This window comes from Streptomyces luteireticuli, from assembly GCF_041519305.1.
Classification (GTDB): Bacteria; Actinomycetota; Actinomycetes; order Streptomycetales; family Streptomycetaceae; genus Streptomyces; species Streptomyces luteireticuli.
Map to the genome: position 1 here is coordinate 6,569,330 of NZ_CP167927.1, position 25,552 is coordinate 6,594,881.

21 protein-coding genes and 1 pseudogene are annotated in these 25,552 nt (G+C 73.6%); 15 read left to right on the top strand and 7 right to left on the bottom strand.

Features of this window, described 5'->3' with window-relative positions; genetic code table 11:
• The first annotated feature begins 92 nt into the window (after nucleotides 1-92).
• On the top strand, nucleotides 93-1,901 hold the full coding sequence (ggt, locus tag AB8735_RS29600; protein WP_372410547.1) for a gamma-glutamyltransferase: 1,809 nt from the start codon (nucleotides 93-95) through the stop codon (nucleotides 1,899-1,901).
• Between the two features lie 3 nt (nucleotides 1,902-1,904).
• Here ggt and AB8735_RS29605 read toward each other — a convergent pair whose 3' ends face one another.
• The gene (locus AB8735_RS29605; RefSeq protein WP_372410549.1) at nucleotides 1,905-2,456 is read right to left on the bottom strand and encodes an isochorismatase family protein; all 552 of its coding nucleotides are present in this window, start codon (nucleotides 2,454-2,456) and stop codon (nucleotides 1,905-1,907) included.
• A 226-nt stretch (nucleotides 2,457-2,682) separates the two neighbouring features.
• Between AB8735_RS29605 and AB8735_RS29610 the strand changes: the two genes are divergently transcribed.
• The 5 genes from AB8735_RS29610 to AB8735_RS29630 all read left to right on the top strand — a co-directional run bounded on the left by AB8735_RS29610 (nucleotide 2,683) and on the right by AB8735_RS29630 (nucleotide 8,819).
• Nucleotides 2,683-3,525, top strand: a complete 843-nt coding sequence (locus AB8735_RS29610; protein WP_372410550.1) for a nitrilase-related carbon-nitrogen hydrolase — start codon at nucleotides 2,683-2,685, stop codon at nucleotides 3,523-3,525.
• Nucleotides 3,522-4,811 (top strand): aspartate aminotransferase family protein, encoded by a 1,290-nt coding sequence (locus AB8735_RS29615; protein WP_372410552.1) that lies wholly within the window; start codon nucleotides 3,522-3,524, stop codon nucleotides 4,809-4,811. The genes AB8735_RS29610 and AB8735_RS29615 overlap by 4 nt, the downstream gene beginning before the upstream one ends.
• The gene (gene hydA / locus AB8735_RS29620; protein WP_372410554.1) at nucleotides 4,808-6,193 is read left to right on the top strand and encodes a dihydropyrimidinase; all 1,386 of its coding nucleotides are present in this window, start codon (nucleotides 4,808-4,810) and stop codon (nucleotides 6,191-6,193) included. The genes AB8735_RS29615 and hydA overlap by 4 nt, the downstream gene beginning before the upstream one ends.
• A gap of 17 nt (nucleotides 6,194-6,210) precedes the next feature.
• The gene (locus tag AB8735_RS29625; RefSeq protein WP_344019895.1) at nucleotides 6,211-7,209 is read left to right on the top strand and encodes a TIGR03842 family LLM class F420-dependent oxidoreductase; all 999 of its coding nucleotides are present in this window, start codon (nucleotides 6,211-6,213) and stop codon (nucleotides 7,207-7,209) included.
• 641 nt (nucleotides 7,210-7,850) lie between these two features.
• A complete protein-coding gene (locus AB8735_RS29630; protein WP_372410556.1) occupies nucleotides 7,851-8,819 on the top strand; it encodes a hypothetical protein in 969 nt (322 codons plus the stop codon).
• 32 nt (nucleotides 8,820-8,851) lie between these two features.
• Here AB8735_RS29630 and AB8735_RS29635 read toward each other — a convergent pair whose 3' ends face one another.
• The gene (locus tag AB8735_RS29635) at nucleotides 8,852-9,907 is read right to left on the bottom strand and encodes a biotin/lipoate A/B protein ligase family protein (protein WP_372410558.1); all 1,056 of its coding nucleotides are present in this window, start codon (nucleotides 9,905-9,907) and stop codon (nucleotides 8,852-8,854) included.
• A gap of 144 nt (nucleotides 9,908-10,051) precedes the next feature.
• On the opposite strand from AB8735_RS29635, the gene AB8735_RS29640 reads away from it, so the two are divergent.
• The 3 genes from AB8735_RS29640 to AB8735_RS29650 all read left to right on the top strand — a co-directional run bounded on the left by AB8735_RS29640 (nucleotide 10,052) and on the right by AB8735_RS29650 (nucleotide 14,129).
• Complete coding sequence (locus AB8735_RS29640; RefSeq protein ID WP_372410559.1) at nucleotides 10,052-11,788, top strand: gamma-glutamyltransferase family protein; 1,737 nt, start codon at nucleotides 10,052-10,054, stop codon at nucleotides 11,786-11,788.
• Between the two features lie 79 nt (nucleotides 11,789-11,867).
• On the top strand, nucleotides 11,868-12,689 hold the full coding sequence (locus tag AB8735_RS29645) for an inositol monophosphatase family protein (protein WP_344019903.1): 822 nt from the start codon (nucleotides 11,868-11,870) through the stop codon (nucleotides 12,687-12,689).
• Between the two features lie 24 nt (nucleotides 12,690-12,713).
• Nucleotides 12,714-14,129: a phytoene desaturase family protein gene (locus AB8735_RS29650; protein WP_372410561.1), complete on the top strand. Its 1,416-nt coding sequence runs from the start codon at nucleotides 12,714-12,716 to the stop codon at nucleotides 14,127-14,129.
• A 483-nt stretch (nucleotides 14,130-14,612) separates the two neighbouring features.
• Here AB8735_RS29650 and AB8735_RS29655 read toward each other — a convergent pair whose 3' ends face one another.
• Nucleotides 14,613-15,194 carry a Clp protease N-terminal domain-containing protein gene (locus AB8735_RS29655; protein WP_372410562.1) on the bottom strand — a complete coding sequence of 194 codons (582 nt, stop codon included), beginning with the start codon at nucleotides 15,192-15,194 and terminating at the stop codon, nucleotides 14,613-14,615.
• Between the two features lie 5 nt (nucleotides 15,195-15,199).
• Nucleotides 15,200-15,424, bottom strand: a complete 225-nt coding sequence (locus AB8735_RS29660) for a hypothetical protein (protein WP_344019907.1) — start codon at nucleotides 15,422-15,424, stop codon at nucleotides 15,200-15,202.
• 117 nt (nucleotides 15,425-15,541) lie between these two features.
• Between AB8735_RS29660 and AB8735_RS29665 the strand changes: the two genes are divergently transcribed.
• Nucleotides 15,542-17,029 (top strand): AlkA N-terminal domain-containing protein, encoded by a 1,488-nt coding sequence (locus AB8735_RS29665; RefSeq protein ID WP_372410564.1) that lies wholly within the window; start codon nucleotides 15,542-15,544, stop codon nucleotides 17,027-17,029.
• A 13-nt stretch (nucleotides 17,030-17,042) separates the two neighbouring features.
• The gene (locus AB8735_RS29670) at nucleotides 17,043-17,558 is read left to right on the top strand and encodes a methylated-DNA--[protein]-cysteine S-methyltransferase (protein WP_372410566.1); all 516 of its coding nucleotides are present in this window, start codon (nucleotides 17,043-17,045) and stop codon (nucleotides 17,556-17,558) included.
• A gap of 36 nt (nucleotides 17,559-17,594) precedes the next feature.
• On the opposite strand, the gene AB8735_RS29675 is transcribed toward AB8735_RS29670, so the two are convergent.
• Nucleotides 17,595-17,912, bottom strand: coding sequence for a hypothetical protein (locus tag AB8735_RS29675; RefSeq protein ID WP_344019912.1), 318 nt, complete (start codon nucleotides 17,910-17,912; stop codon nucleotides 17,595-17,597).
• A 411-nt stretch (nucleotides 17,913-18,323) separates the two neighbouring features.
• Between AB8735_RS29675 and AB8735_RS29680 the strand changes: the two genes are divergently transcribed.
• Together AB8735_RS29680 and AB8735_RS29685 are read left to right on the top strand one after the other, a co-directional pair.
• Complete coding sequence (locus AB8735_RS29680) at nucleotides 18,324-19,121, top strand: Tellurium resistance (protein ID WP_372410567.1); 798 nt, start codon at nucleotides 18,324-18,326, stop codon at nucleotides 19,119-19,121.
• 76 nt (nucleotides 19,122-19,197) lie between these two features.
• Entirely contained in the window at nucleotides 19,198-20,499 is a 1,302-nt protein-coding gene (locus AB8735_RS29685) for an NRAMP family divalent metal transporter (protein ID WP_372410569.1), read from the top strand.
• A 13-nt stretch (nucleotides 20,500-20,512) separates the two neighbouring features.
• Here the strand turns inward: AB8735_RS29685 and AB8735_RS29690 are convergent, their stop codons facing one another.
• Complete coding sequence (locus tag AB8735_RS29690) at nucleotides 20,513-21,838, bottom strand: radical SAM protein (RefSeq protein ID WP_344019918.1); 1,326 nt, start codon at nucleotides 21,836-21,838, stop codon at nucleotides 20,513-20,515.
• A 479-nt stretch (nucleotides 21,839-22,317) separates the two neighbouring features.
• Between AB8735_RS29690 and AB8735_RS29695 the strand changes: the two are divergent.
• Together AB8735_RS29695 and AB8735_RS29700 are read left to right on the top strand one after the other, a co-directional pair.
• Nucleotides 22,318-22,629 (top strand): annotated as a pseudogene (locus AB8735_RS29695) (SH3 domain-containing protein); the annotation flags it as partial.
• A 1,242-nt stretch (nucleotides 22,630-23,871) separates the two neighbouring features.
• Nucleotides 23,872-24,492: a hypothetical protein gene (locus AB8735_RS29700; protein ID WP_372411967.1), complete on the top strand. Its 621-nt coding sequence runs from the start codon at nucleotides 23,872-23,874 to the stop codon at nucleotides 24,490-24,492.
• Nucleotides 24,493-24,558: 66 nt separating this feature from the next.
• Here AB8735_RS29700 and AB8735_RS29705 read toward each other — a convergent pair whose 3' ends face one another.
• The gene (locus AB8735_RS29705) at nucleotides 24,559-25,506 is read right to left on the bottom strand and encodes a MerR family transcriptional regulator (RefSeq protein WP_372410570.1); all 948 of its coding nucleotides are present in this window, start codon (nucleotides 25,504-25,506) and stop codon (nucleotides 24,559-24,561) included.
• Nucleotides 25,507-25,552: the final 46 nt, after the last annotated feature.

Genomic DNA, 25,552 nt, shown 5'->3' on the forward strand with positions numbered 1-25,552 from the left:
GAAGCGCCGTCGCGACGGAGCCGTGTCGCGCCCTGTCGTATGAGCTGTCCGGCGAGTAGGGTCACGGGCCTCTTCGACGACAGGGAGGCACCATGGCAAGACCGCCAGGACCCCGCCGGCTGACCGTCCTCTGCGCGTCCGCCGCGCTGGTGGCCGGACTCGGGGCCGTGCCGGCCGCCGCCCAGGGCGCCCCGGGCGCCCCCGCCAAGTCACCGCTCGCCACCGGCCGCGGCGGCGCCGTGGCGAGCGTCGATGCCGATGCGTCGGCGGCCGGCATCGAGGTGCTCAAGGGCGGGGGCAACGCCGTGGACGCGGCGGTGGCCACCGCCGCCGCGCTCGGCGTCAGCGAGCCGTACTCGGGCGGTATCGGCGGGGGCGGCTACTTCGTCTACTACCGCGCCAAGGACCACAAGGTCTTCACCCTCGGCGGCCGCGAGCGGGCCCCGCTCAGCGCGGACAAGAACCTCTTCGTGGAGAAGGGCCGCCCCGTCCCCTTCGACGAGGCCGTCACCAGCGGCCGCAGCGTCGGTGTCCCCGGCGCGCCCGCCACCTGGGACGCGGCCCTGCGCTCCTGGGGCAGCAGACCGCTCGGCAAGGTCCTCCAGCCCGCCGAGCGTCTCGCCCGCAAGGGCTTCACGGTCGACGCCACCTTCCGGCAGATGACCGCCGACAACGAGAAGCGCTTCCGCGACTTCCCGGACACCGCCCGGCTCTACCTGCCCGGCGGCAAGCTGCCGGCCGTCGGCTCCACGCTGAAGAACCCCGACCTCGCCCGCACCTACGAACTCCTGGGCAGGGAGGGCGTCGGCGCGGTCTACGGCGGGGAGCTGGGGCGCGACATCGTCTCGACCGTCCGCAAACCCCCCGTCGCGCACGGCACTTCGCGCGTGGTCCGCTCCGGCGACCTGACCGCGCGGGACCTGCGCGCGTACACCCTCGAACGGCCCGCGCCGACCCACACCACCTACCGCGGCCTCGACGTCTACGGGCCGGGCCCCTCCTCCTCCGGCGGCACCACGGTCGCCGAGGCGCTCAACATCCTTCAGGAGAAGGGCGATCTGCGCCGGGCGGACCGGGCCGCCTACCTCCACCGGTACCTGGAGGCGAGCCGCATCGCCTTCGCCGACCGCAACCGCTGGGTCGGCGACCCCGCCCAGGAGAAGGTGCCCACCGCCGCGCTGACGTCCCAGAGGTACGCCGCCTCGCGCGCCTGTCTGGTCAAGGACGACCGGGCGCTCACCAGCCCGCTGGCGCCCGGCGACCCGCGCCGCCCGGCGTCCTGCGCGTCGACGGGCCGGGCCGCGCCCACGCCGTACGAGGGGCAGCAGACCACCCATCTGACGACGGCGGACCGGTGGGGCAACGTCGTCGCCTACACCTTCACCCTCGAACAGTGGGGCGGCAGCGGCATCACCGTGCCCGGACGCGGGTTCCTGCTCAACAACGAGCTGACGGACTTCTCCTTCGTCCCCGTCACCCCCGGCGTCCACGACCCCAATCTGCCGGGGCCGGGCAAGCGGCCGCGCTCGTCCATCGCGCCGACGATCGTCCTCGACCACGGCCGGCTCGCCTTCGCGGTCGGCTCGCCCGGCGGCGCGACGATCATCACCACCGTGCTGCAGACCCTGCTCAACCATGTGGACCGCGGCATGCCGCTGGCCGACGCGATCGCCGCGCCGCGCGCCAGCCAGCGCAACGCCGCGACGACCGAGGTGGAGAAGGCCCTCTGGGACAGCCCGGTGCGCCGTCAACTGGAGGCCAGGGGGCAGGCCTTCAAATTGAGCCCGGAGATCGGTGCCGCCACCGGTGTGCAGCGGCTGCCGGACGGGCGCTGGCTGGCCGCGGCCGAGAAGGTGCGGCGCGGCGGCGGCTCGGCGATGGTGGTCCGGCCGGACCGGTAGTCCTCAGCCCAGCAGCGCCAGGACGTCGGCCGTGGCGGCGGTCTCGCCCAGCAGCGGGAAGACCTTCTCCACGGCCACCCGGTGCCGCTCCGCGTCCGGGTCGGTGATCGCGTCGGTCACCACCGTCACGTGGTAGCCGTGCTCGTGCGCCGCGCGGGCCGTGGACTCCACGCCCATGCCGGTGGCGATCCCGCCGATCACGACCTGGGTGACGCCCCGGCGGCGCAGCCGCTCGTCCAGGTCCGTGCCGTGGAAGGCGCCCCAGGTCCGCTTGGTGACGAGGATGTCGTCCTCCCGGCGGCCGAGTTCGGGCCGCAGCTCGGCGAAGCCGGGCGGGTACGCGCGGCCGCGCGGCGGTGCCTCCGTGCGGCCGGGCGCCGCCCCGGCGACGTTGACGAGGACGACCGGCAGTCCCTTGGTGCGGAAGGCGGCGGCCAGTTCGGCCCCGCGGGCGACGATCTCGTCCGCCGGATGGACGGTCGGCAGGGCGGTGATGCCCTGCTGGAGGTCGACGAGGATCAGTGCGGTGGTCGGGTCGAGCGTGGTGACAGGCATGCCCCCACCCTAAGAAAACGTAGGAAAACTTGCAAGCCTGCCTGTCTTTTCTGTCGGGGTCGTGCCGGTCTTGCCTCGGTGCCGGGCGGGGCCTACGGTCGCATCCACGCGGATCTTCGCGTCGTCACGCCCGCATCGTCGGGTCTGCACGCGCGTCGGCATGCCTGTATGCGTCGGCATGTCTACACGCGTCAGCCCGGCGAAATCCCCCGCGGAGGAGCAGCTCATGCCCAACGTTGTGCGCGCCGCCCTGGTCCAGGCCGCCTGGACCGGTGACACCGAATCGATGATCGCCAAGCATGAGGAGCACGCCCGCGCCGCCGCCGCGCAGGGCGCACGGGTGATCGGTTTCCAGGAGGTCTTCAACGCCCCCTACTTCTGCCAGGTGCAGGAGAGCGAGCACTACCGCTGGGCCGAGCCGGTCCCCGACGGCCCGACGGTCACCAGGATGCGGCAACTCGCCCGGGAGACGGGCCTGGTGATCGTCGTCCCCGTCTTCGAGGTCGAACAGCCCGGCCACTACTACAACACCGCCGCCGTCGTCGACGCCGACGGCAGCTATCTGGGCAAGTACCGCAAGCACCACATCCCCCAGGTCAAGGGCTTCTGGGAGAAGTACTACTTCAAACCCGGCAACCTCGGCTGGCCCGTCTTCGACACCGCCGTCGGCCGCATCGGCGTCTACATCTGCTACGACCGGCACTTCCCCGAGGGCTGGCGGCAACTCGGCCTGGCCGGAGCCCAGCTGGTCTACAACCCCTCCGCCACCTCGCGCAGCCTCTCGTCCCATCTGTGGAAGCTGGAGCAGCCCGCGGCCGCGGTGGCCAACGAGTACTTCGTCGCCGCCATCAACCGCGTCGGCCGCGAGGAGTACGGGGACAACGACTTCTACGGCACGTCGTACTTCGTGAACCCGCGCGGCGAGTTCGTCGGCGAGGTCGCCAGCGACACCAAGGAGGAACTGGTCGTCCGCGACCTGGACTTCGACCTCATCGACGAGGTCCGGCAGCAGTGGGCCTTCTACCGGGACCGCCGCCCCGACGCCTACGACGGGCTGGTCCGGCCGTGAGTGCCGTAGCCTCCCTGCATGCCCGGCACCGGGCCGTGCTGCCCTCCTGGCTCGCGCTCTACTACGACGAGCCGCTGGAGATCGTCCGCGGCGAGGGCCGCCAGGTGTGGGACGCGGACGGCCGCCGCTACCTCGACTTCTTCGGCGGGATCCTCACCACCATGACCGCCCACGCCCTGCCCGAGGTCACCGAGGCGGTCGCCGGGCAGGCCGGCCGGATCCTGCACACCTCGACGCTCTACCTCGACCGGCACATGGTCGAACTCGCCGAGCGCATCGCGGAGCTGAGCGGTATCCTCGACGCCCGCGTCTTCTTCACCACCTCCGGCACCGAGGCCAACGACACCGCCCTGCTCCTGGCCACCGCGTACCGCCGCTCCAACCAGGTGCTGGCGATGCGCAACAGCTACCACGGGCGCTCCTTCTCCACCGTCGGCATCACCGGCAACTCCGCCTGGTCGCCCACCAGTCTCTCCCCGCTGCAGACCCTCTATGTGCACGGCGCCGTCCGCACGAGCGGCCCGTACGCGCACCTGACCGACGCGGACTTCATCGCCGCGAGCGTGCGCGACCTGGAGGACATGCTCGGCCAGGCCCACGGCACCGTCGCCGCGCTGATCGCCGAACCGGTGCAGGGCGTCGGCGGGTTCACCGCGCCGCCCGACGGCCTCTACGCCGCCTTCCGCGAGGTCCTCGACCGGCACGGCATCCTCTGGATCAGCGACGAGGTGCAGACCGGCTGGGGCCGGACCGGCGACCACTTCTGGGGCTGGCAGGCCCACGCGGAGAACGGCCCGCCGGACCTCCTCACCTTCGCCAAGGGCATCGGCAACGGCATGGCGGTCGGCGGCGTCGTCGCCCGCGCCGAGGTCATGAACTGCCTGGACGCCAACTCCATTTCGACCTTCGGCGGCAGCCCCGTCACCATGGCCGCCGGCCTCGCCAACCTCCGGTACCTGCTGGACCACGACCTCCAGGGCAACGCCCGCCGCGTCGGCGGCCCGCTCCTGGAGCGGCTGCGCGCCGTCGCCGCCGGACTCCCGGCCGTCCGCGAGGTACGCGGCCGGGGCCTGATGATCGGCGTCGGGCTCGCCTCGCCGCAGGCCGCCGCCCGGGCCCTCGAAGCCGCCCGGGAACAGGGCCTGTTGATCGGCAAGGGCGGCCGGGCGGGCGACGTGCTGCGCATCGCCCCGCCGCTCTCCCTCACCGCCGCCGAGGCCGAGGAGGGCGCGGCCGTACTGGAACGGGTGCTGCGCGAGGTCGACGCGAAGGAGGCGGTGTCATGAGCCGGACCCTGATCCGCGGCGGACTGGTGATCACCGCCGCCGACGAGACGTACGCCGATGTCCTCGTCGAGGACGGCACGGTGGCTGCCCTGGCCGCGCCCTCCGCGGCGCTCGGCTGGACGGCCGACCGGGTCATCGACGCCACCGGGAAGTACGTCGTCCCGGGCGGCGTCGACGCCCACACCCACTTCGACCTCCCCTTCGGCGGGACCGCCTCCTCCGACGACTTCGCGACCGGCACCCGGGCCGCCGCCTGGGGCGGCACCACCACCGTGGTCGACTTCGCGGTGCAGCCGCGCGGCGGCGCCCTGCGCGAGGGGCTGGACGCCTGGCACGCGAAGGCCGAGGGCAGGTGCGCCGTCGACTACGCCTTCCACATGATCCTCTCCGATGTGAACGAGGCGTCGCTGAAGGAGATGGACCGGGTCGTGGGGGAGGGGGTGACCTCGTTCAAACTCTTCATGGCCTACCCGGGGGTGTTCTACAGCGACGACGGCCAGATCCTGCGGGCGATGCAACGGGCCGCCGGCAACGGCGGGTTGATCATGATGCACGCCGAGAACGGTCCCGCCATCGACGTCCTCGTCGAGCAGGCGCTCGCCGCGGGGCACACGGAGCCGCGGTGGCACGGCGAGGTGCGCCGGGCCCTGCTGGAGGCCGAGGCCACCCACCGGGCGATCCGGCTGGCCCAGGTCGCCGGCAGTCCGCTCTACGTCGTCCACGTCTCCGCGCAGGAGGCCGTCGCCGAGCTCGCCCGGGCCCGGGACGAGGGACTCCCCGTCTTCGGCGAGACCTGCCCGCAGTACCTCTACCTATCCACCGACAACCTCGCCGAACCCGGCTTCGAGGGCGCCAAGTACGTCTGCTCCACGCCCCTGCGGCCCCGCGAGCACCAGGCGGCGCTCTGGCGCGCGCTGCGCACCGACGACCTCCAGGTCGTCTCCACCGACCACTGCCCCTTCTGCTTCGCCGGGCAGAAGGAGCTCGGGCGCGGCGACTTCTCGAAGATCCCCAACGGGCTGCCCGGGGTGGAGAACCGGATGGACCTCCTCCATCAGGCGGTGGTGGACGGGCACCTCTCCCGTCGCCGCTGGATCGACATCGCCTGCGCCGCCCCCGCGCGGATGTTCGGCCTGGCCCCGCGCAAGGGCACCCTCGCGCCGGGCGCCGACGCCGACGTCGTCGTCTACGACCCGCACGCCGAGCAGGTGATCTCGGCCGCCACGCACCACATGAACGTCGACTACTCGGCGTACGAGGGCAAGCGGATCACCGGGCGGGTGGAGACCGTCCTCTCGCGCGGCGAAGTCGTCATCGACCGGCGGGAGTTCACCGGGCGTGCCGGGCACGGCCGCTACGTCCCCCGCGCCACCTTCTCTTGAGTTAAGGAGCCCGTCCCTTGGACTTCGGCCTCGTCCTGCAGACCGATCCGCCCGCCTCCGCCGTCGTGGAGCTGATGCGGCGCGCGGAGCGGCGCGGCTTCCGCTATGGGTGGACCTTCGACTCCGCCGTGCTGTGGCAGGAGCCGTTCGTGATCCACAGCCGCATCCTGGAGCACACGGAGCGGCTGATCGTGGGCCCCATGGTCACCAATCCGACGACCCGTACCCCCGAGGTCACGGCCTCCACCTTCGCCACGCTCAACGACATGTACGGCAACCGCACCGTGTGCGGCATCGGCCGCGGCGACTCCGCGATGCGCGTCGCCGGCCGACGCCCCAACACCCTTGCCGTGCTGCGGGATTCGGTCCGCGTCATCCGCGACCTGGCGGAGGGGAGGGAGGCGGACGTCGGCGGCACGGCCCTGCGCCTGCCCTGGGTGCGCGACGGCCGGTTGCCGGTGTGGGTGGCGGCGTACGGACCGAAGGCGCTGGCCCTGGCCGGGCAGGAGGCGGACGGCTTCATCCTGCAACTGGCCGACCCGTTCCTCACGGAGTGGATGGTCCACGCGGTCCGTACGGCCGCGGCCGAGGCGGGCCGTGACCCCGCGTCGGTGAAGATCTGCGTCGCGGCGCCGGCGTATGTCGGGGACGACTTGGCGCATGCGCGTGAGCAGTGCCGTTGGTTCGGCGGCATGGTCGGTAATCATGTGGCCGATCTGGTGGCCCGCTACGGAGCCCACTCCGCTGCCGTCCCGGACGAGCTCACGGAGTATGTCGAGAAGCGCCAGGGCTACGACTACAGCCACCACGGGCGGGCCGGGAATCCGTCCACGGACTTCGTGCCGGACGAGATCGTGGACCGTTTCTGCTTGCTGGGGCCGGTGGAGGCGCATGTGGAGAAGCTGGAGCGGTTGCGGGCGTTGGGGGTGGATCAGTTTGCGGTGTATGCGATGCATGATGCGCGGGAGGGGGTGATCGATGCGTATGGGGAGCGGGTGATTCCGGTGTTGGGGTAGGGGGTTGCCCCGGTCCCGCCCTTTCACCATTTCTTCCGGGGGCTCCGCCCCCTCGGCCCGGCACCGCGGCTCGCCGCGGTGGGCGGGGCTGCGCCCCTGCTCCCCGGCGGGGGCTGCGCCCCCTGCGCCCCTGCTTCCGGGGCTTCGCCCCTGGCCCCCTTTCGGGGCTCCGCCCCGGACCCCGTTGTCGCGGCTCCGCCGCTCGTCCTCAAGCGCCGGACGGGCTGGGTTTCGCGCCCGGCCGGATTCCAAAGCCCAGGCGGGCACTTCAGCCCGGGTGCGCACTTCAGCCGGGGTGCGTACTTCAGCCCGGGCGCGCACTTCAGCCCGTCCGGCGTTTGAGGACTCCGCCCGGAGGGCGGACGGGGTCCGGGGTTTCCCCGGAAGAAACGGTGAAAGGGCGGGACCGGGGCACACACCCAGCCCGTCCGGCGTTTGAGGACAGCGCCCGAAGGGCGCTTCGGGGGGCCAGGGGGCGTAGCCCCCGCCCACCCGCGCGGAGCGCGGGCGCGGGGTGGCGCAGGGGCGCAGCCCCTGCGGGAAACGGCGAAAGGGCGGGGAGGGGCACAACCCCCTACCGACGAGTAAGGTGATCTTGAAAAGACGGCGGCGGCCCGTCGCCGCAGACGCACCGCCGACCGGTGGACCACACAGAACAGGACACCCCCGTGCGCGTGAACGGCCGCCTCTCCGCAGCCACTTGTGCCACGCTGTTACTCGCCGGAGCCGGCATCGACGCCATCGGCCTCGCCGGAACCGCAGCCGCAGCCGCAGCCGCAGCCGCAGCCGCAGCCGCAGCCCCCGGGACCGTCACCGACGGCGGCGTCGGCGCCATCAAGGGCCCCGAGAGCCTGAAGCTCGGCGACGGCGGCGCGCTCTGCGTCTTCAGCGAGCGGCAGGAGCCGGCCGACGTCAAGGGCATCGCCAAGCAGATCGCCCAGCAGAAGCTCAAGCACCCCACCAAGGCCATCGGCGACATCGCCGCCGAGATCATGGGCAGCGGCGACCTGGGCCACTCCTGGACCGTCTACACGGCCCCGGACGGGAAGACCGTCGGCACGTACTCCTTCCAGTCGCCGTGGGACGGCCTCGCCTACAACCCCAAGTTCTGGACCGAGAGCAAGTTCCCCGGCGGTCTGGCCGTCGACTACCCGGACGACTGGGGCAACGACGCCAACGGCGACGCGGCCGACAAGTTCAGCCGCGGCACCCCCGCCGACCACCTCAAGTCCATCGGCTCCGCCACCGAGGACCACCCCACCAAGACCCGCACCGGCCGCTGCAAGCCGGTCAACGAGCAGGGCCGCAAGGCGTTCTTCGCCTTCGTCGACTCCCAGCGCGACAAGGCGTACGCCCCCGACCAGAACTGCACCAACTTCGCGGGCCGCGCCTGGGAGACCGCCACCGGCGAGCACCTCGGCTGGCAGGTCGAGCCGCGCTTCACCCCGTTCCCGGGCGTCGAGAAGTCCCTCTCCGAACAGATCTTCAAGGCCATCACGGGCCACGACGGCAAGGTCGGCGACCCGGGAACGCTCGGCGCGTCCATCCTCAAGGCCAACGGCGGCAGCAAGGACGGCGACGTCCACAAGGAGGTCGCGCTCGACCACTGACGCCGGCCGGGACCCGCGCGCGTCCTACGGGATTACGGGACGCGCGCGGTCCACTCCGCCGAGGAGAACTTCGTCCGCGCCAGCTCCTCGGCCCGCGCCAGTTCCTCCGGCGTGACCGACCCTTCCGTCAGCCCGTACCGCCCCCGGAAGGACTCGATCATCTTGGTGATGACGGCGTCGCGCGGCAGACCCGTCTGCCGCCGCAGCGGGTCGACGCGCTTCTTCGCCGACGTGGTGCCCTTGTCGGAGAGCTTCTCCCGTCCGATGCGCAGGACTTCGAGCATCTTGTCGGCGTCGATGTCGTAGGCCATGGTCACGTGGTGCAGCACCGCGCCGTTCCCGGACACCACGCGCTTCTGCGCCGCGCCCGCGATCTTGCCGGACTCGGTGGCGATGTCGTTGAGGGGCTGGTACCAGGCCTTGACGCCCATGCCCTCCAGGGCGCCCAGCACCCAGTCGTCCAGGTACTTGTAGCTGTCGGCGAAGGACAGGCCCTGGACGAGGGCGTCGGGGACGCAGAGCGAGTACGTGATGGTGTTGCCGGGCTCGATGAACATGGCCCCGCCGCCGGAGATCCGGCGCACGACCTCGATGCCGTGCCGCTCGGCACCCTCCGGGTCCACCTCGTTGCGCAGCGACTGGAAGCTGCCGATCACCACCGCCGGGGCGCCCCACTCCCAGACCCGCAGCGTCGGCGGGCGGCGGCCCGCGGCGACCTCGGTGGTCAGGACCTCGTCGAGCGCCATGTGCAGGGCCGGCGACTGCGGTCCGTCGTGGACGAGCTGCCAGTCGTAGTCCGTCCAGTCCGTGGCCTGGGCCAGCGCCCGGCGGACCGCGACGCCCACGGCCTCCGGGGTGAAGCCGAACAGCACCGCGCCCTCCGGCAGCGCCGCGTCGATCCGCGCCGCGAGCTGCGGGGCGGGCAGGTCGGCGGGGGCGCCCTCCAGCGCGCGGTCGATGTCGAGGAGCGCCTCGTCCGGCTCCAGGAAGAAGTCGCCGGCGACCCGGACGTCGCGCAGCACCCCCTCGCGGACCTCCAGGTCCACGACGACGAGCTTGCCGCCCGGCACCTTGTACTCACCGTGCACGACGCATCTCCTGTCGAAATCGGGCTGACCGGCGGGCCAGCGCCCTCCACCGTAACCGGGAGCGCGGACAGGGCCGCCCCCGGGCACCGGCCCCCCGCCGCCCGGCCCCTTGCGCGCCATCGCCAACTGTGCCTTCCTGGAAGCGTGTTCACCACGCGCCCCACCCTTCGCGGAACGTTCGGCATGGTGTCGTCCACGCACTGGCTCGCCTCGCAGTCCGCGATGGCCGTGCTGGAGGGCGGGGGCAACGCGTTCGACGCGGCCGTGGCGGGGGCGTTCGTGCTGCACGTCGTCGAGCCGCACCTCAACGGGCCCGCCGGGGAGGTGCCCATCATTCTCGCGCCCGCCGGCGGGCCCGTGCGGGTGCTGTGCGGGCAGGGACCCGCACCGGCCGGGGCGTCCCTCGCGCACTACCGGGCGCTCGGGCTGGACCTCGTACCCGGGAGCGGGCCGCTGGCCGCCGCCGTGCCGGGGGCGTTCGACGCATGGCTGCTGCTGTTGCGGGACTACGGGACGCGCTCGCTCGCGGAGGTGCTGGAGTACGCCATCGGGTACGCCGAGCACGGGCATCCGGCCGTGGAAGGGCTCGGCCGGGCCGTCGGGACGGTGCGGGAGCTGTTCGCCACCGAGTGGACCGACTCGGCCGAGGTGTACCTGCCCGGCGGCGTACCACCCGTCCCCGGGCGGCCCTTCCGCAACCCCGCCCTCGCCGCCACCTGGCGCCGGCTGATCGCCGAGGCGGCGGCCGGGGCGGACCGCGAGGCCCGGATCGACGCCGCGCGGCGCGTGTGGCGCGAGGGGTTCGTCGCCGAGGCGCTGCTGCGCGCCGCCGGCCGCCCCACCCTCGACACGACCGGGGAGCGGCACACCGGCACCCTCACCGGGGACGACCTCGCCGCCCACCGGGCCGGGTACGAGGAGCCGGTCACCTACGACTGGCACGGATGGACCGTGTGCAAGGCGGGCCCCTGGTCCCAGGGGCCGGTGCTGCTCCAGCAGCTCGCCCTGCTCGACGACCTCCCCGGGCGCGGGAGCCCGGAGTACGTCCACACCCTGATCGAGGCGGGCAAGCTCGCCATGGCCGACCGGGAGGCGTGGTACGGGGACGCCGCCGAGGTGCCGCTGGACGAGCTGCTGTCCGTGGAATACAACGCGGGGCGGCGGGCCCTGATCGACGCCACCGCCTCGTACGAGCTGCGCCCGGGCAGCCCGGGCGGGCGCGCGCCCCGTCTGCCCCGGTACGCGACGGCCCCCGCCGGGCCGGAGGCCCCTCCCGGCGGGGGCATGCCCGCGCTCTCCGGCGACACCTGCCACCTCGACGTCGTCGACCGCCGGGGCAACATGGTCTCCGCGACGCCCAGCGGCGGCTGGCTGCAGTCCAACCCGGTCGTCCCCGAGCTCGGCTTCCCGCTCGGCACCCGCCTCCAGATGGCCTGGCTGGAGCCCGGGCTGCCCAACTCCCTCGCCCCCGGCCGCCGTCCGCGCACCACGCTCACCCCGTCGCTGGCCCTGCGCGGCGGGGAGCCGGTGATGGCCTTCGGCACGCCCGGCGGCGACCGGCAGGACCAGTGGCAGCTGCCCTTCTTCCTGGCCGTCGCCGCCGGAGAGGACCTCCAGGCCGCCATCGACGCCCCCACCTGGCACCAGGAGAGCTTCCCCGGCTCGTTCCACCCGCGTGTGATGTCCCCCGGCGCCGTCACCGTCGAGTGGCGCGTGGGGGAGGAGACGGTGCAGGAGCTGCGCCGCCGCGGGCACCGGGTGACCGTGGACGGGGCGTGGTCGCTGGGGCGGCTGTGCGCGGTGGCCCGCGACCCGGAGACGGGTGTGCTGTCGGCCGCGGCCAATCCGCGCGGGATGCAGGGCTATGCGGTGGGTCGTTGACTGTGGGCGTTCACCGTCCGTAGGTGCTGAGGCCATCGTCACGTCCCCGGTTGTCAGTGCGGCGTGGTTCGATGGCCGTATGATCGATGAATTTCTCGCAGGTGACCTGACCGCCGTCGACGAGGCGGTCCGCAAGGCGGCCGCCGCCGAGATCATGCCGCGCTTCCGCCAGCTCGCCGCGGACGAGATCGTCGAGAAGAACGGCCCGCACGACCTGGTGACGGTGGCCGACCGGCTGGCCGAGGAGCATCTGACGGCCTCGCTCACCGCCCTGCTGCCCGGCTCCCGCGTGGTCGGCGAGGAGGCGGTGCACGCCGACCCGTCCGTCCTGGAGGCGCTGCACGGCGACGACCCGGTGTGGATCGTGGACCCGGTCGACGGCACCCGGCAGTTCGTCCACGGCGACCCCGGCTTCGCGACCCTGGTCTGCCTGGCCCACCGCGGCGAGCTGCTGGCGTCCTGGACGTACGCGCCCGCCCTGGAGCGGATGGCGACCGCCGTCCGCGGCGGGGGAGCGCGGCTGGACGGCGTCCCGCTGCGGGCCGGTTCGCCGGAGCCCGGCCGGGAGCTGACGGTGGCCATCTCCCACTTCGACTTCACCACCGACGAGGAGAAGCGCGTCCTGGGCCGGCTCACCACGGCCGGGGTCGCCCCGCGCCCGTGCGGCTCGGCGGGGCTGGAGTATCTGAACGTGGCGTGCGGGGACCTGGACGCGACGGCCTTCTCCTGGGAGAACCCCTGGGACCACGCCGCCGGCCTGCTGCTCGTCGCGGAGGCGGGCGGCGCGAGCGGGACCGTGGCCGGCGAGCCGTTCCGGATATCCGGGGGCAACGCCCTGCCGTTCGCCTCCGCGCGGGACGCCGCGACCCTCGGGCATATCCTGGGCCTGCTGGCGTCTTGATCTTCGTGTGAGGGGAGTCCGTCCGTGCCCACCATGCTCGACGCGGTCGTCGTAGGGGCCGGGCCCAACGGGCTGACGGCCGCCGTCGAACTGGCCCGCCGCGGCCTCGCCGTCGAGGTGTACGAGGCGGCCGACGCGATCGGCGGCGGCGCCCGTACCGAGGAGCTGACCCTCCCGGGCTTCCGCCACGACCCGTGCTCCGCCGTCCATCCGCTCGGCATCGGGTCCCCGGCGTTCGCCGCCATGCCGCTGGAGCGGCACGGGCTGGAGTGGCTGCACCCCGGGCTGCCGATGGTGCACCCGTTCCCCGACGGCACGGCCGCCGTCCTCTCCCGGCACGTCGGCGAGACGGCCGCCTCCTTCGGCGCGCGCGACGCGGGGACGTACCGCCGCCTGGTCGCCCCCTTCCGGGGCAAGTGGGCCGCGCTCGCCCGGGACTTCCTGCGCACGCAGTGGGACGGTCCGCCGCGCGACCCCATCGGCTACGCGCGGTTCGGGATGGTGGGCGGACTGCCCGCGGCCTGGCTCGCCCGGCGCTTCCAAGGGCCCAAGGCGCGCGGCCTGTTGGCGGGGCTCGCCGCCCACGGCATCGGCCCGCTCACCGGGCCCGGCACCGCCGGGATGGCCCTGGTCTTCGCGCTCGCCGCGCACGAGCGCGGCTGGCCCGTCCCGCGCGGCGGCTCGCAGTCCATCGCGGATGCCCTCGCCTCATACCTCCGCGAGCAGGGCGGCGCGATCCACACCGGCTTCGAGGTCAAGCGCCTCGACGACCTGCCGCCCGCCCGCGCCTACGTCTTCGACACCTCGCCGACCGCCCTCGCCCGTATCGCCGGGCTCGGCAACGCCTACCGCCGCTTCCGGTACGGACCGTCCGTCTTCAAGATCGACTACGCGCTGTCGGGGCCCGTGCCGTGGACGGCGGAGGCCGCCCGGCAGGCGGGCACGGTCCATGTCGGGCCCACCTACGAGGAGATCGACGCGGCCCTGGCCGCGGCCCTCCAGGGGCGGGACCCCTCCGTCCCCTTCCTCATCACGGCCCAGCCCAGCATCGTGGACCCCGGCCGGGCGCCGGAGGGCAAGCACACGTTCTGGGTGTACGGGCACGTTCCCAACGGCTGGGAGGGCGATGCGACGGAGGTGATCGAGCGGCAGATCGAGCGGTTCGCACCGGGCTTCCGCGACCTCGTCCTCGCCCGGGCCGTCGCGGGCCCCCCGCAACTCGCGGCCCGCAACGCCAACTATGTGGGCGGGGACATCGCGATCGGCTCGGTGGCGGGTTTGCGGCTGCTGATTCGTCCGAAGCTCGCCCGCGTCCCGTACGCGACGGCGCATCCCGCCGTCTACCTGTGCTCGTCGGCGACGCCGCCGGGGCCGGGGGTGCATGGGATGTCGGGGCATCATGCGGCGCGGGTGGTGTGGCGGAGGTTGTGCGGGGGGTAGGTGGGGGTGGTTCTTGCCCCCGGCCCGCCCTTTCGCCGTTTCCCCGGGGCAAGCCCCGGACCCGGCACCGCGCTTCGCGCGGGTGGGCGGGGCTTTGCCCCTGCGCCCTACCGGGGGGCTTCGCCCCCTGGCCCCTGAAGCGCCTTGCGGGTGCTGTCCTCAGGTGCCGGACGGGCTGGGTGTGTGCCCCGGTCCCTCCCTTTCACCGTTTCTTCCGGGGAGACCCCGGGCCCCGTCCGCCCTTCGGGCGGAGTCCTCAAGCGCCGGACGGGCTGAATATCAGCCCGTCCGGCGCTTGAGGACGAGCGGCGGAGCCGCGACAACGGGGGCCAGGGGCGGAGCCCCGGGAGCAGGGGTGCAGGGGGCGCAGCCCCCGCCCTACCGCGGTGGAGCCGCGGTGCCGGGCCGAGGGGGCGGAGCCCCCGGAAGAAACGGTGAAAGGGCGGGCCAGGGGCAAGAACCACCCCCGACACCCCCCACCCCTCACGCCACCGCGCGCAAATCCTCCAGAACCCCCGCCCGCAGATCCCGCGGCGTCGTGCCGAGACTCCGCAGCAGACCCGCCGTCGGCAGGTCGTCGAGCGCGGTGATGCCCAGCAGCACATGCTCGGTGCCGATGCGGTTGTCCTTGCGTTCCAGCGCCTCGCGCAGCGAGCGCTCCAGTGCCCGCTTGGCGCTCGTGTTGAACGGGATGTGCGGCTTCTGGGGTTTGGACGTCGATCCCCGGCGCAGCCACCCGCGCGGCGGCGCGGACGGCGGCCGGTCCAGCGCACCCGGCCCGAAGGCCGTCTCCGCGCTGGCGCGCACCGCGTCCAGATCGATGCCGAGGTGCCGCAGCGCCTCCGCGTCCTCCTCGTCCAGGGAATCGGGCGTCCTGATGGCCGCCCGGCAGGCGTCGGGGGTGATGCCGAGCCGGGCCAGCGTGCCGGTGCCCGGGGCGCCCGTGCGCGTCGTGATCGCCAGGAGGAGGTGCTCGGCGCCGATGCGGGGGTGGTTCAGCAGGCGCGCCTCCTCCTGGGCGACGACCACGGCGATGCGTGCCTCCTTGGTGAACCTCTCGAACATGCCTGTTACCTCCTGGCGTGCTTCTTGTGGACGGCCTGCCTGCTGACCCCGAGGGAGTTCCCGATCTCCTCCCAGGACCAGCCCTGCCGCCGGGCGTTGTCGACCTGGAGCGCTTCCAGTCGTTCGACCAGCCGTCGCAGCGCGGCGACGGCGCGCAGACCCACGCGGGGGTCGGTGTGCATGGCGGCCTCGGTGGTACCGAGGGCGTCCTTCGCTTCGGTTCCGGCCATGCTGTCAACCTTGGATGACAGACACCCGGACTGTCAACCGTCATTGACAGAAGGGTCCGGACGTCGATGTCGGATTTCCGCGAGCCGGGGCCGCCGCCACGGAGGATCCTTGAAGACATGCACACCGACGTCGACCGCTGCGTACGGGCCGTGCGGTCCAAGGACTCCCGCTTCGACGGCTGGTTCTTCACCGCCGTCCGCACCACGCGCATCTACTGCCGCCCCAGTTGCCCGGCCGTTCCGCCCAAGGACCGGAACATGACCTTCTACCCGAGCGCGGCCGCCGCCCAGCAGGCCGGCTACCGGGCCTGCAAGCGCTGCCGCCCCGACGCGAGCCCGGGTTCGCCCCGGTGGAACGAGCGCGCCGACCTCGTCGCCCGCGCCATGCGCCTGATCGCCGACGGCACCGTGGACCGCGAGGGCGTCCCCGGCCTCGCCGCCCGGCTCGGCTACAGCACCCGGCAGGTCGAGCGCCAGCTCCTCGCCGAGCTCGGGGCCGGACCCCTGGCCCTGGCCCGCGCCCAGCGCGCGCAGACCGCCCGGACCCTGATCGAGACCAGCGACCTGACCATGGCGGACGTCGCCTTCGCCGCCGGCTTCGCCTCGGTCCGCGCCTTCAACGAGACCGTCCGCGAGGTCTTCGGCCTCGCCCCGACCGAGCTGCGCATCCGCGCCGGCAACGGCCGCCCGCCGGCCGTCCCCGGCTCCCTGGCCCTGCGCCTGCCCTTCCGCGAACCCTTCCGGCCCGACAACCTCTTCGGCCACCTCGCCGCCACCGCCGTACCCGGCGTCGAGGAGTGGCGCGACGGCGCGTACCACCGCACCCTGCGCCTGCCCTACGGGCACGGCACCGTCTCCCTCGCCCCCCGCCCCGGCCACATCGACTGCCGCCTCTCCCTCACCGACCAGCGCGACCTCGCCGGGGCCATCAGCCGGTGCCGGCGGCTGCTCGACCTGGACGCCGACCCCGAGGCCGTGGACACGCTGCTGCGCACCGACACGCATCTGGCGCCGCTGGTGGACCGGGCCCCGGGCCGACGGGTCCCGCGCACCGTGGACGCCGGGGAGTTCGCCCTGCGGGCCGTCCTCGGCCAGCAGGTCTCGACGGCCGCCGCCCGCACCCTCGCCGCCCGCCTGGTGACCGCCCACGGCACCCCCGTCGCCGCCCCGGGCGGACTCACCCACCTCTTCCCCACCGCCGGGGACCTGGCCGCCCTCGACCCCGCCGGCCTCGCCATGCCGGCCGCCCGCCGCGGCACCCTGCTGCGCCTGGCCGAGGCCCTGGCCTCCGGGGAGCTCGACCTCGGCGCCGGATGCGACTGGACGCGCGCCCGCGCCGTCCTCGACGGCCTGCCCGGCATCGGCCCCTGGACGGCCGGGATCATCGCCATGCGCGGCCTCGGCGACCCGGACGCCTTCATCCCCACCGACCTCGGGGTGCGTCGCGCGGCCGCCGCCGCCGGGCTGCCCGCCACCCCGGGCGCCCTGACCCGGCACGCCGCGGCCTGGCGGCCCTGGCGCGCCTACGCTGTCCAGTACCTGTGGGCCGCGGACGACCACCCGGCCGCCCGGATGCCCACCGACCCCTCCCCGCACCGGAGTTGACCGGAGAAACGTGATGTCCGTCGTTCACACCGTCCTGGAGAGCCCCTACGGCCCGCTCACGCTGGTCGCCACCGACGGGCTGCTCTCCCACCTGTACATGACCGACCAGCGGCACCGGCCGCCCGAGGAGGACTTCGGGGCGCCCGGGGATCCCGGCGACGCCCCCTTCGCCGAGACGGCACGGCAGCTGAAGTCCTACTTCGACGGCGAGTTGACGCACTTCGACCTGCCGCTCGGCCTGCATGGCACGCCCTTCCAGCGCCGCGTCTGGGCCGGTCTCCAGGAGATCCCCTACGGCGTCACCGTCTCCTACGGGGAACTCGCCGAACGTATCGGGGCGCCGGGCGCCTCCCGGGCCGTCGGACTCGCCAACGGCAGGAACCCCGTCGGCATCATCGTCCCCTGCCATCGTGTGGTCGGGGCCGACGGCAGCCTCACCGGCTACGGGGGCGGGCTCGACCGCAAGCGGAGGCTGCTGGCCTTCGAGCGCGGGGTGGCCGGGGCGGGGGAGCAGGAAGGGCTGTTCTGAAGAGGGCCGAGGCCGTCGGGCGGGGGAGCGTCAAGGTCATTGGGGATCGCGGGACTTCACCGGGGCGCCCCCGTCGTCCGCCGTGAGCGCGAGGATCCGGGCCGCGCCCCGCGCCGCCAGCGCACGCCGGCGCTCCCAGCGGGAACGGGGCGGCAGGCTCCGGCCGTCCTGCCGGGGGACGAGCGCCAGGGCGCTCAAGCGGCGGCCGGCCCGGGCCAGTTCGGCCAGCAGCCGGTCGCGGTGGAGTCCGCCGCCGGTCGCGCGCAGGGCGGCGTACAGCCCTTCGATCTCGGCGACGGCCGCCCCGAGGCGCAGGTTGGTGCTGCCGGTCGGGGGTGTCCTGCCCTGCGGCAACTGCGGCCTCCTCGGCGGTAGTCGGTGCGTCGTGAGTTCTCGTTCTGCCGCGACACTTGCCCGTATGCGCAATCTAGCAACCCTTGGCGGCGGTTGTCGGCCCCTCCGTGGCATCGGGGTGGATATGCAGCGCGTTCGAGTATGTCGAAAATATCCGCGAAAAGGTTGGCGAGGGGTAAATTCCGCTTTCCGTGCGAACGTGCCCTTGCATGCGTAGATGCGTATTCTTATACTTTCACGTGTCCGACTCTGGCCCGCTGCCGTCTCCATGGTGTGGTGCGCCCGCATCGGCCGGGCGGTGATCGATTTCTTTTCCGGTGTCCCGACTTCCCCTGTTTTTCCCTCTGTTGACATGCCGATTTGTTGACGTGCCGCTTTGGAGGAGACCGCCGGGAAGGGAGCCGGACAACGATGTGGGAACACCGACGCGGGGGAAAGCCGCGCCTCGCCGGAATACCGGCGCCCGCCCCGCCGCCGGAGGCGGGCGGAAGTCTGTGGCACTACTTCGTCCGCAGCCGGCCGCGGGGGAGCGGTTTCGACGACCCCGTGCACCACCGGCTCTCCAAGAGCCATCCCGAAGTGCCGCTCACCGGCCGGGGAGCGGGGGCCGGCACCCTCCGGGTCCACCTCACCTGGCAGATGCCCTCCTGCGAACTGCGGCCCGCCGGACCGCCGTTGCTGTTCCCGCTGCGGCCGCGCTCCCCGGAGCTCTGGGAACAGCCCCAGGGCCCGGTCATGGTGACCGTCGATCTGGACCTGGCCTGCCTGTACGAACTGGCCGACGGGACAAAGGGCGTGGTGCAGCCGCTTGGCGGACTCGCCGGAAGCCTCCACGCCCCGCCCTATGTGAAGCTGGGCGACGACAACCGCTTCGGAGCGGCCTCCGGCGAGACGCTCTACATCAACCTGGACCGCGCCGCGGAATTCCGGCGCCTGCTGGTGTTCGCCTACATCTACAGCGGAGCCCCCGCCTTCAGCCGGGTGCACGCGACGGTCGGCTTCTACCCGCCCACCGGGCAGCGCTATGTGATCGAACTCCACGAGCGGGACCGGCACGCCCGCTCCTGTGCGGTGGCCCTCATCGAGCGCCGGCAGGACCGCCTGGTCCTGCGCCGCGAGGCCCGTTACGTCTACGGCTACCAGGCCGATCTCGACCGGCTCTACGGATGGGGCCTCCAGTGGGCGCGGGGGCACAAGGCCACGGACTGACCCACGGATCCATTCACGGATCGATCCACGACTGATCCACGACCCACGACAAGGGACGAAAAGGGAGAAGGCAGGGATGTCGTCCACACCTGGTTCGAGGATCACCGTCGGTGCCGACGGCTCCGGCACCCGCCGGGCCGCCCGGCACGGGCAGCCCATCACCTGGCGGAGCTATCTGCGCGCTGTCGGCCCCGGGCTCATCGCCGGCGCCTCGGACACCGACCCCACCACCGTCGCCACCATCGTGGTCATCGCCGCCGGCACCGTCTACGACATGGGCTGGTGCGTCCTGCTGCTGTTCCCGATGCTCGCCGTGATCCAGTCGATCGCCACCCGGGTCGGCATGGCGACCCGGGCGGACCTGCAGGGCGCCGTCACCGCGATGCACCGGCCGGCCTTCGCCCGGCTGCTGCTGGGCTCCATCCTGGTGGTCAACATCGTCACCATCGCCGCCGACCTGGAGGCCGGCGCCGCCGCCCTGGGGCTGCTCACCGGGCAGGACTGGCGCTGGTTCGCCGCACCGCTGTGCCTGGCGCTGCTCGCGGCGGTGATGCTGCTCGGGTACCAGGTCCTCCAACGGGCCATGAAATACCTGCTGCTGGTGCTGTTCGCCTACGCCGCGGCCGCGGTGCTCGCCCGCCCCGACTGGGCCGACGTCCTCCGCGGCAGCCTCGTCCCGCACCTGCACACCGGCAACACCTTCCTGTTCAACCTGCTGTCCCTGATCGGCACCACCGCCACCAGTTACGTCTACGTCTGGCAGACCATCTCCCAGGCGGAGGAGAAGGTCCCCTGGCACCTGCACCGCCTGCGGCAGTTCGACGCGCTCGCCGGCAGCCTCTTCGCCACCGTGGTCTTCTGGTTCCTTCTCGTCGCCGCCGGAGCCACGCTGGGGGTGCACGGCCTGGACGTCAACACCGCCCAGGACGCGGCCCGGTCACTGCGCCCGGTGGCCGGGCCGTGGGCGGGCGACCTCTTCGCGCTGGGGCTGCTGGCCTCCGCCCTGGTGGCGCTGCCGGTCATCGTCGCGACCACCGCGTACGTCACCGGCACGCACCTCAACTGGCGGCGGGGGCTGACCCTCCGCCCCCGGGAGGCCCCCAAGTTCTTCGCCGCCATGGGCGTGTCCGTGCTGGCCGGGCTGATCGCCACCTACGCCGAGGTGCCGCCGATCCAACTCCTCTACTGGGCGGGCGTCGCGGGCGCCATCGGCACGCCCATAGGACTCTTCGCGCTGCTGCGGGCCGCCTCGCACCGGAAGTTGATGGGCGGCCGCGTCCTCGGAACCGGAATGCAGGCCGCCGGATGGGCCGTCACGGTGCTGATCGCGGGGGTCAGCACGCTGGGCCTGTACCAGCTGATCGTGACGGGCCCCTGACGGGCGGAGGTGGTCAGTCCTCCGCGCCCTGCATGCCCTCGGGCAGGCTGTCCATGAACGAACTCACCGAGAACACCGCGCGTCCCGCCCCGGCCGGGCCGTAACCGGGCGGGGACGACAGCCCGAACTCCTCCATCGTGCCGCGGTAGGTCTCCAGCAGCCGGATGTGGTACTCCAGGGGCGCGCCCGCCGGGTTCTGCTTCCCCAGCGGAGTCGTCGGCTCCGGGCACCAGGTGGTGAACCGCGGGGTGATGCCGCGCGACATGAAGTACCGCAGGCCCTCCTCCGTGGAGGAGATGGCCTCGTCGACCGTGGTGAAGCCCGCCGGCGCCGCCATCTCCACGCCCGCGACGAAGTTGGGGATCACATTGCGCGGCCCGAAGATCTCCGCCGAGTCCAGGATCCGGCGGTGCCACTCGTCGCGGCCGACGTAACGCTCCTTGCCGGGGCAGTAGAGCTCGAACAGACGGCGGTCCCACACCTCGTAGTTGGGGTGGTAGATGCGGATCCCGTAGTCGTGGAAGCGCTGGACGTCCTCCTTGGGCAGGGCCTGCGCGACGACCTTGCCGATCCAGCGGCCCGGGAAGCGCTCCTCGATCGCCTGCGCGTAACGCCCGTAGAAGTCCGCCTCGCCGAGGCCCTTCACCTGGGACGTGATCGAGCCGCCGGTGAGCGTGTAGGCGCGGGAGGCGCCCGTGGTGTCGTGCTTGTCGATGATCTCCAGCGCCTCCAGCACCTCCTCGACCGACTTCACCCCGGTGTAGGGGCGGCCGGCCGCCTTGTGCTGGCGCCAGTTGTGGTTGATGTCGCAGTACTGGCACTCCTCCTTCGCGCCGAAGTACTGGCAGACCCGGAAGACCGTCAGGTAGATGAGGTAGCCCCACTGGATGGTCGGCGCGACCTCCATCACCGACTTCCCGTTCGCGAGCGCGTGCCGGTAGTAGTCCGGCATCGGCGGCAGGCCCACGTCCGCGATGTGCCGCCCGTCGAGCATCAGGCCCAGCGTGCCGTCGGGCGTGACGCCCACGCGGTAGGGCGAGTTCGGGTTGACCCGCACCGAGACGACGGTGCGCCGCAGGCCGTACGGGCCGCCGGTGAGGACGATCTCCTCCGGCGGGCGGTTCAGGGCGGCGGCGCCGAGCTCGGGGAGGGTGCCGTGGTCGAAGGAGAAGATGAAGTAGGACTTCGGTTTGACGCTGCCGTTCTCGTCGCCGGTGAGGGCCTCGGCGTCGAAGGCGATGCCGCCGCGCAGCAGGTCCTCCTTGATGACGGCTTCCCGCGGAACCCCGGGGAAGCGCGCCATCAGATCCTCGACCTCGTCCGTCCGGCTGCGTCCCATGACCGCTCCCTCGTGCGTGCGCGTGGTGTCGCCCGGCCGGTGCCGGGCCAGGTGCCGCCCCGGGCGCGGGCAACGACGCACAACGAAGTGCGCCGGGGCGGCACTTGCGCCCTCCGGGGACCGGACGGCGCGTTGCCGATGCTAACGTGCGGGTTCTCCCCGTACGCGACCTAGGTCCAGGGGCCGATACGGGCCGGTGCACGGCGCCCCCGTCACCACCCGGCGAGGGGCGCCCGCGCGGGGGTCCGCCGACGGCGGTGGCGGGACCGAAGCCCTCTGTGGCAATTTGTCGACTTTCTTTGAACGCTCCGCGGCGTACTCCTTCGTGCGCTTGTATGCCCGGTGGGTCCCCCGGGGGAGTGGCGTCCCGGCTGCATCCGGCCGTACCGCCAGGTCCGTCTCGCGGATGTCCCGCCTTCTCCGTGTTCCTGTGCCACTCCGAGCCCGTGAAGGGTGAAAGGAGTGATATGTCGATTTTTATGAAGAGGGTGGACGCCGTCACGACGAGGCGGCGGGCCCTTGCCGTGGGACTGCTGTCCTTGTTCTGCGCCTCGTCGGGGACGGCGCTGGGCGCGATCGCGGACGTGCTGGCGGCCGGGGGCGGCCCGGCCGTGGGGAAGGTGGTCGCGGGCGTCGGCCAGAACGTCCGCGCCGCGCCCAGCACCGGGGCGGCGGTCATCGGCGTGTACGAGCCGGGGGCCCGCGTCCTCGTCGACTGCAAGGCCAACGGCGAGCGGGTGCGCGGGGACAGCCTCTGGTACCGGCTCGCGGACCGGCGGGGCTGGCTGAGCGCGCGGTACGTCCGGATGTCGGGCGCGGTGCCGTTCTGCAGGGACCCGCACGGGGACGACGGACATCACGGCGACGGGGGCCACCACGACAAGCCGAAGCAGGACAAGCCAAAGGGCGCCCCTCCGGCGGTGGGCCCGGCGGGACCGCCCGGGCCTCCTGGGCCTCCCGGCCCTGGCGGACCGCCCGGCCCTGGCGGACCGCCCGGCCCTGGCGGACCGCCCGGCCCTGGCGGACCGCCCGGCCCTGGCGGACCTCCCGGCCCCGGAGGCCCGCCTGGGCCTGCCGGTCCGAAGGGCGATCCGGCCGTCGGACCGGCGGGGCCCAAGGGCGAGCCCGGTCCGGTTGGCCCGGCCGGCCCGCCGGGACCCGCCGGACCGCCGGGTCCGAAGGGTGATCCCGTTGCCGGGCCCACGGGCGCCCAGGGGAAGAAGGGCTCCGCCGGTCCGCCCGGCCCGCCGGGGCGCCCCGGACCCGGCGGTCCGAAGGGCGACAGGGGCGAGCCGGGGATCGTCGGACCTGCCGGGCCGGTGGGACCGACGGGACCTGCCGGACCGCCTGGTCCGAAGGGGGACCCGGTCGTCGGGCCGATGGGGCCGAAGGGCGAGACCGGGCCCACCGGGCCCACCGGCCCGCCGGGTCCGAAGGGAGATCCGGCCGTCGGGCCCGTGGGTCCGAAGGGCGAGAGGGGTGAGCCGGGTCCCGCCGGTCCCGCCGGTCCCGCCGGTCCCGCCGGTCCCGCCGGTCCCGCCGGGCCTGCCGGGCCTGCTGGTCCCGCCGGCCCTGTCGGTTCCGTGGGTGCCGCAGGGCCGTCCGGCTCCGCGGGGCCGAAGGGCGAGAAGGGGGACAGAGGCGACCTCGGTCCTGTTGGTCCCGTCGGTCCTGCCGGACCGCCCGGCCCGAAGGGGGATCCGGTCGTCGGCCCCGCGGGGTCCCGGGGTGAGAAGGGCGACCGGGGCGACCCCGGCCGCGTGGGTCCGGCCGGGCCCACGGGATCCGCCGGGCCTGCTGGTCCCGCCGGGCCTGCTGGTCCCGCCGGGCCTGCTGGTCCCGCCGGTCCGACGGGTCCCGCCGGACCGAAGGGATCCCAAGGGCCCGTCGGGCCGATGGGCCCGGGCGGGATGCCGGGCCCGGTGGGACCTGCGGGCCCCGCCGGCCCCGTGGGTCCGATGGGGCCCGCAGGCCAGAAGGGCGACCAGGGGGATCCCGGCGGACCTCCGGGGCCCGTCGGTCCCATGGGGCCCGTGGGACCCAAGGGAGACCCGGGCGACCCCGGCGGGCCTGCCGGGCCGATGGGACCGGCAGGGCCGAAGGGAGACCAGGGCGACACGGGGCCCAGCGGCGCGGTAGGACCGGCCGGGCCGGTGGGCCCGGTGGGCCCCAGCGGTGCGATCGGACCCACGGGCCCCAGCGGTCCCGCCGGTCCCACGGGTCCGTCCGGTCCGGCCGGAGCGACCGGTCCCGCCGGCCCTCCGGGGCCCGTCGGACCTCCGGGAGCCGCCGGTTCCAGGGGCGACAACGGCGCCCCGGGCCCCCGCGGCGAAACGGGTCCCGCCGGACCGCAGGGCCCGCCCGGTCCTCCCGGACCGCCCGGCGAACCCCGCCCCCTGGACCTCCACACCGTCGAGCGGGACTACACCGTCCCCGCCCTGGCCAAGTCGCAGCTGCTCAGCAGTCCCCCCTGCCCCACGGGCACCCGGATCATCGGCGGCGGGTACACCCAGCCGGGCAACCGGGACCAGGGCGGGATCGAGAAGCTCGACGCGTACCCCAGCGCGCGCGACAACTCCTACCTCGTCTCGGTCAACAGCACGAGCCCGACGGCCGTCCAGATGAAGGTCTTCGGCGTCTGTCTGGCGGGTTGACCGGCGGACGGACCGAGGCGGCGGACGACACCCCCGGCACCGCATCCGGCCCGGCCCCTCCCCGGGTCAGGCCGGATGCGCGCGCAGCCAGCCGAGGACCTGCTCCGCGTGCCGGTCGGGGGGGAAGACGGGATAGAAGACGTGCTCGACGACCCCGTCCCGCAGGACGAGCGTCAGCCGCCTGAACAGCCGCTGCCCGCCCGCCTCGAAGGTCGGCAGCTTCAGCTCGTCCGCCAGCCGCAGATCCGGGTCGGAGAGGATCGCGAACGGCAGGCGCAGCCGCTCGACCACCTCGCGCTGGTACGCGGTGTCCTGGCAGGAGAGCCCGAACACCCGCCCGGCGCCGGCCTCGACGAGCTCCTCGTGGTGGTCGCGGAAGCCGCAGGACTCGGGGGTGCAGCCGCGGGCGCCGGGTATGGAGTCCCAGCCCTCCGGCAGGTCCCGGTCGGGCCGCCCGGTCAGCGGGTACACATAGACCACGGTGCGCCCGGGCCCCGGCGCGTCGAGCCGTACCGTCCGGCCGCCGGTGTCCGTGAGTCCGACGCGGGGCAGGGCGAGGCCGGGCAGGTGGTCGCAGGCGCCGTCGTCCTGGGGGACGGGCAGCCGGGCGGGGAGCCGGGTGAAGTCGTCGTGCACGGGTTCTCCTCGGGGGACGGTGCTGTTGCGGTGGGCGGCCTCGTGCAGTTGCCGGACCAACGCGGCCCGGCGGTCGGACAGTTCGTCGATCCGCCGGGTCAGGTCGTCGATCGCGTCCTGGTAACCGGCCAGCGAGGCCGGGCAGTCGTCGGGGTGCGGCCGGCCGGACTCGATGCAGTCGAGGAAGGGACGGGTGAGCTCGACGGGGATCCCCAGCCGGCTGAGCGCCCGGATCTCCCGGACGATCCGTACGTCGTGCTCGTCGTAGTCGCGGTAGCCGTTTCCCAGCCGGCCGGGCGTGACCAGGCCCAGCGCCTCGTAGTAGCGCACCGCCTTGACCGTCGCGCCCGCCCGCCGGGCGGCATCGCCGATTCTCATCCCGCTCGCCTCCGCTGTCGTTCCCGCAGAAGCTAAACCCTGCCCC

Coding starts and splice junctions, on each gene's coding strand:
- ggt (WP_372410547.1), top strand. CDS start 93: ATGGCAAGACCGCCAGGACCCCGCCGGCTGACCGTCCTCTGCGCGTCC.
- AB8735_RS29605 (WP_372410549.1), bottom strand. CDS start 2,456: ATGCCTGTCACCACGCTCGACCCGACCACCGCACTGATCCTCGTCGAC.
- AB8735_RS29610 (WP_372410550.1), top strand. CDS start 2,683: ATGCCCAACGTTGTGCGCGCCGCCCTGGTCCAGGCCGCCTGGACCGGT.
- hydA (WP_372410554.1), top strand. CDS start 4,808: ATGAGCCGGACCCTGATCCGCGGCGGACTGGTGATCACCGCCGCCGAC.
- AB8735_RS29645 (WP_344019903.1), top strand. CDS start 11,868: ATGATCGATGAATTTCTCGCAGGTGACCTGACCGCCGTCGACGAGGCG.
- AB8735_RS29655 (WP_372410562.1), bottom strand. CDS start 15,194: ATGTTCGAGAGGTTCACCAAGGAGGCACGCATCGCCGTGGTCGTCGCC.
- AB8735_RS29660 (WP_344019907.1), bottom strand. CDS start 15,424: ATGGCCGGAACCGAAGCGAAGGACGCCCTCGGTACCACCGAGGCCGCC.
- AB8735_RS29665 (WP_372410564.1), top strand. CDS start 15,542: ATGCACACCGACGTCGACCGCTGCGTACGGGCCGTGCGGTCCAAGGAC.
- AB8735_RS29670 (WP_372410566.1), top strand. CDS start 17,043: ATGTCCGTCGTTCACACCGTCCTGGAGAGCCCCTACGGCCCGCTCACG.
- AB8735_RS29680 (WP_372410567.1), top strand. CDS start 18,324: ATGTGGGAACACCGACGCGGGGGAAAGCCGCGCCTCGCCGGAATACCG.
- AB8735_RS29685 (WP_372410569.1), top strand. CDS start 19,198: ATGTCGTCCACACCTGGTTCGAGGATCACCGTCGGTGCCGACGGCTCC.
- AB8735_RS29690 (WP_344019918.1), bottom strand. CDS start 21,838: ATGGGACGCAGCCGGACGGACGAGGTCGAGGATCTGATGGCGCGCTTC.
- AB8735_RS29705 (WP_372410570.1), bottom strand. CDS start 25,506: ATGAGAATCGGCGATGCCGCCCGGCGGGCGGGCGCGACGGTCAAGGCG.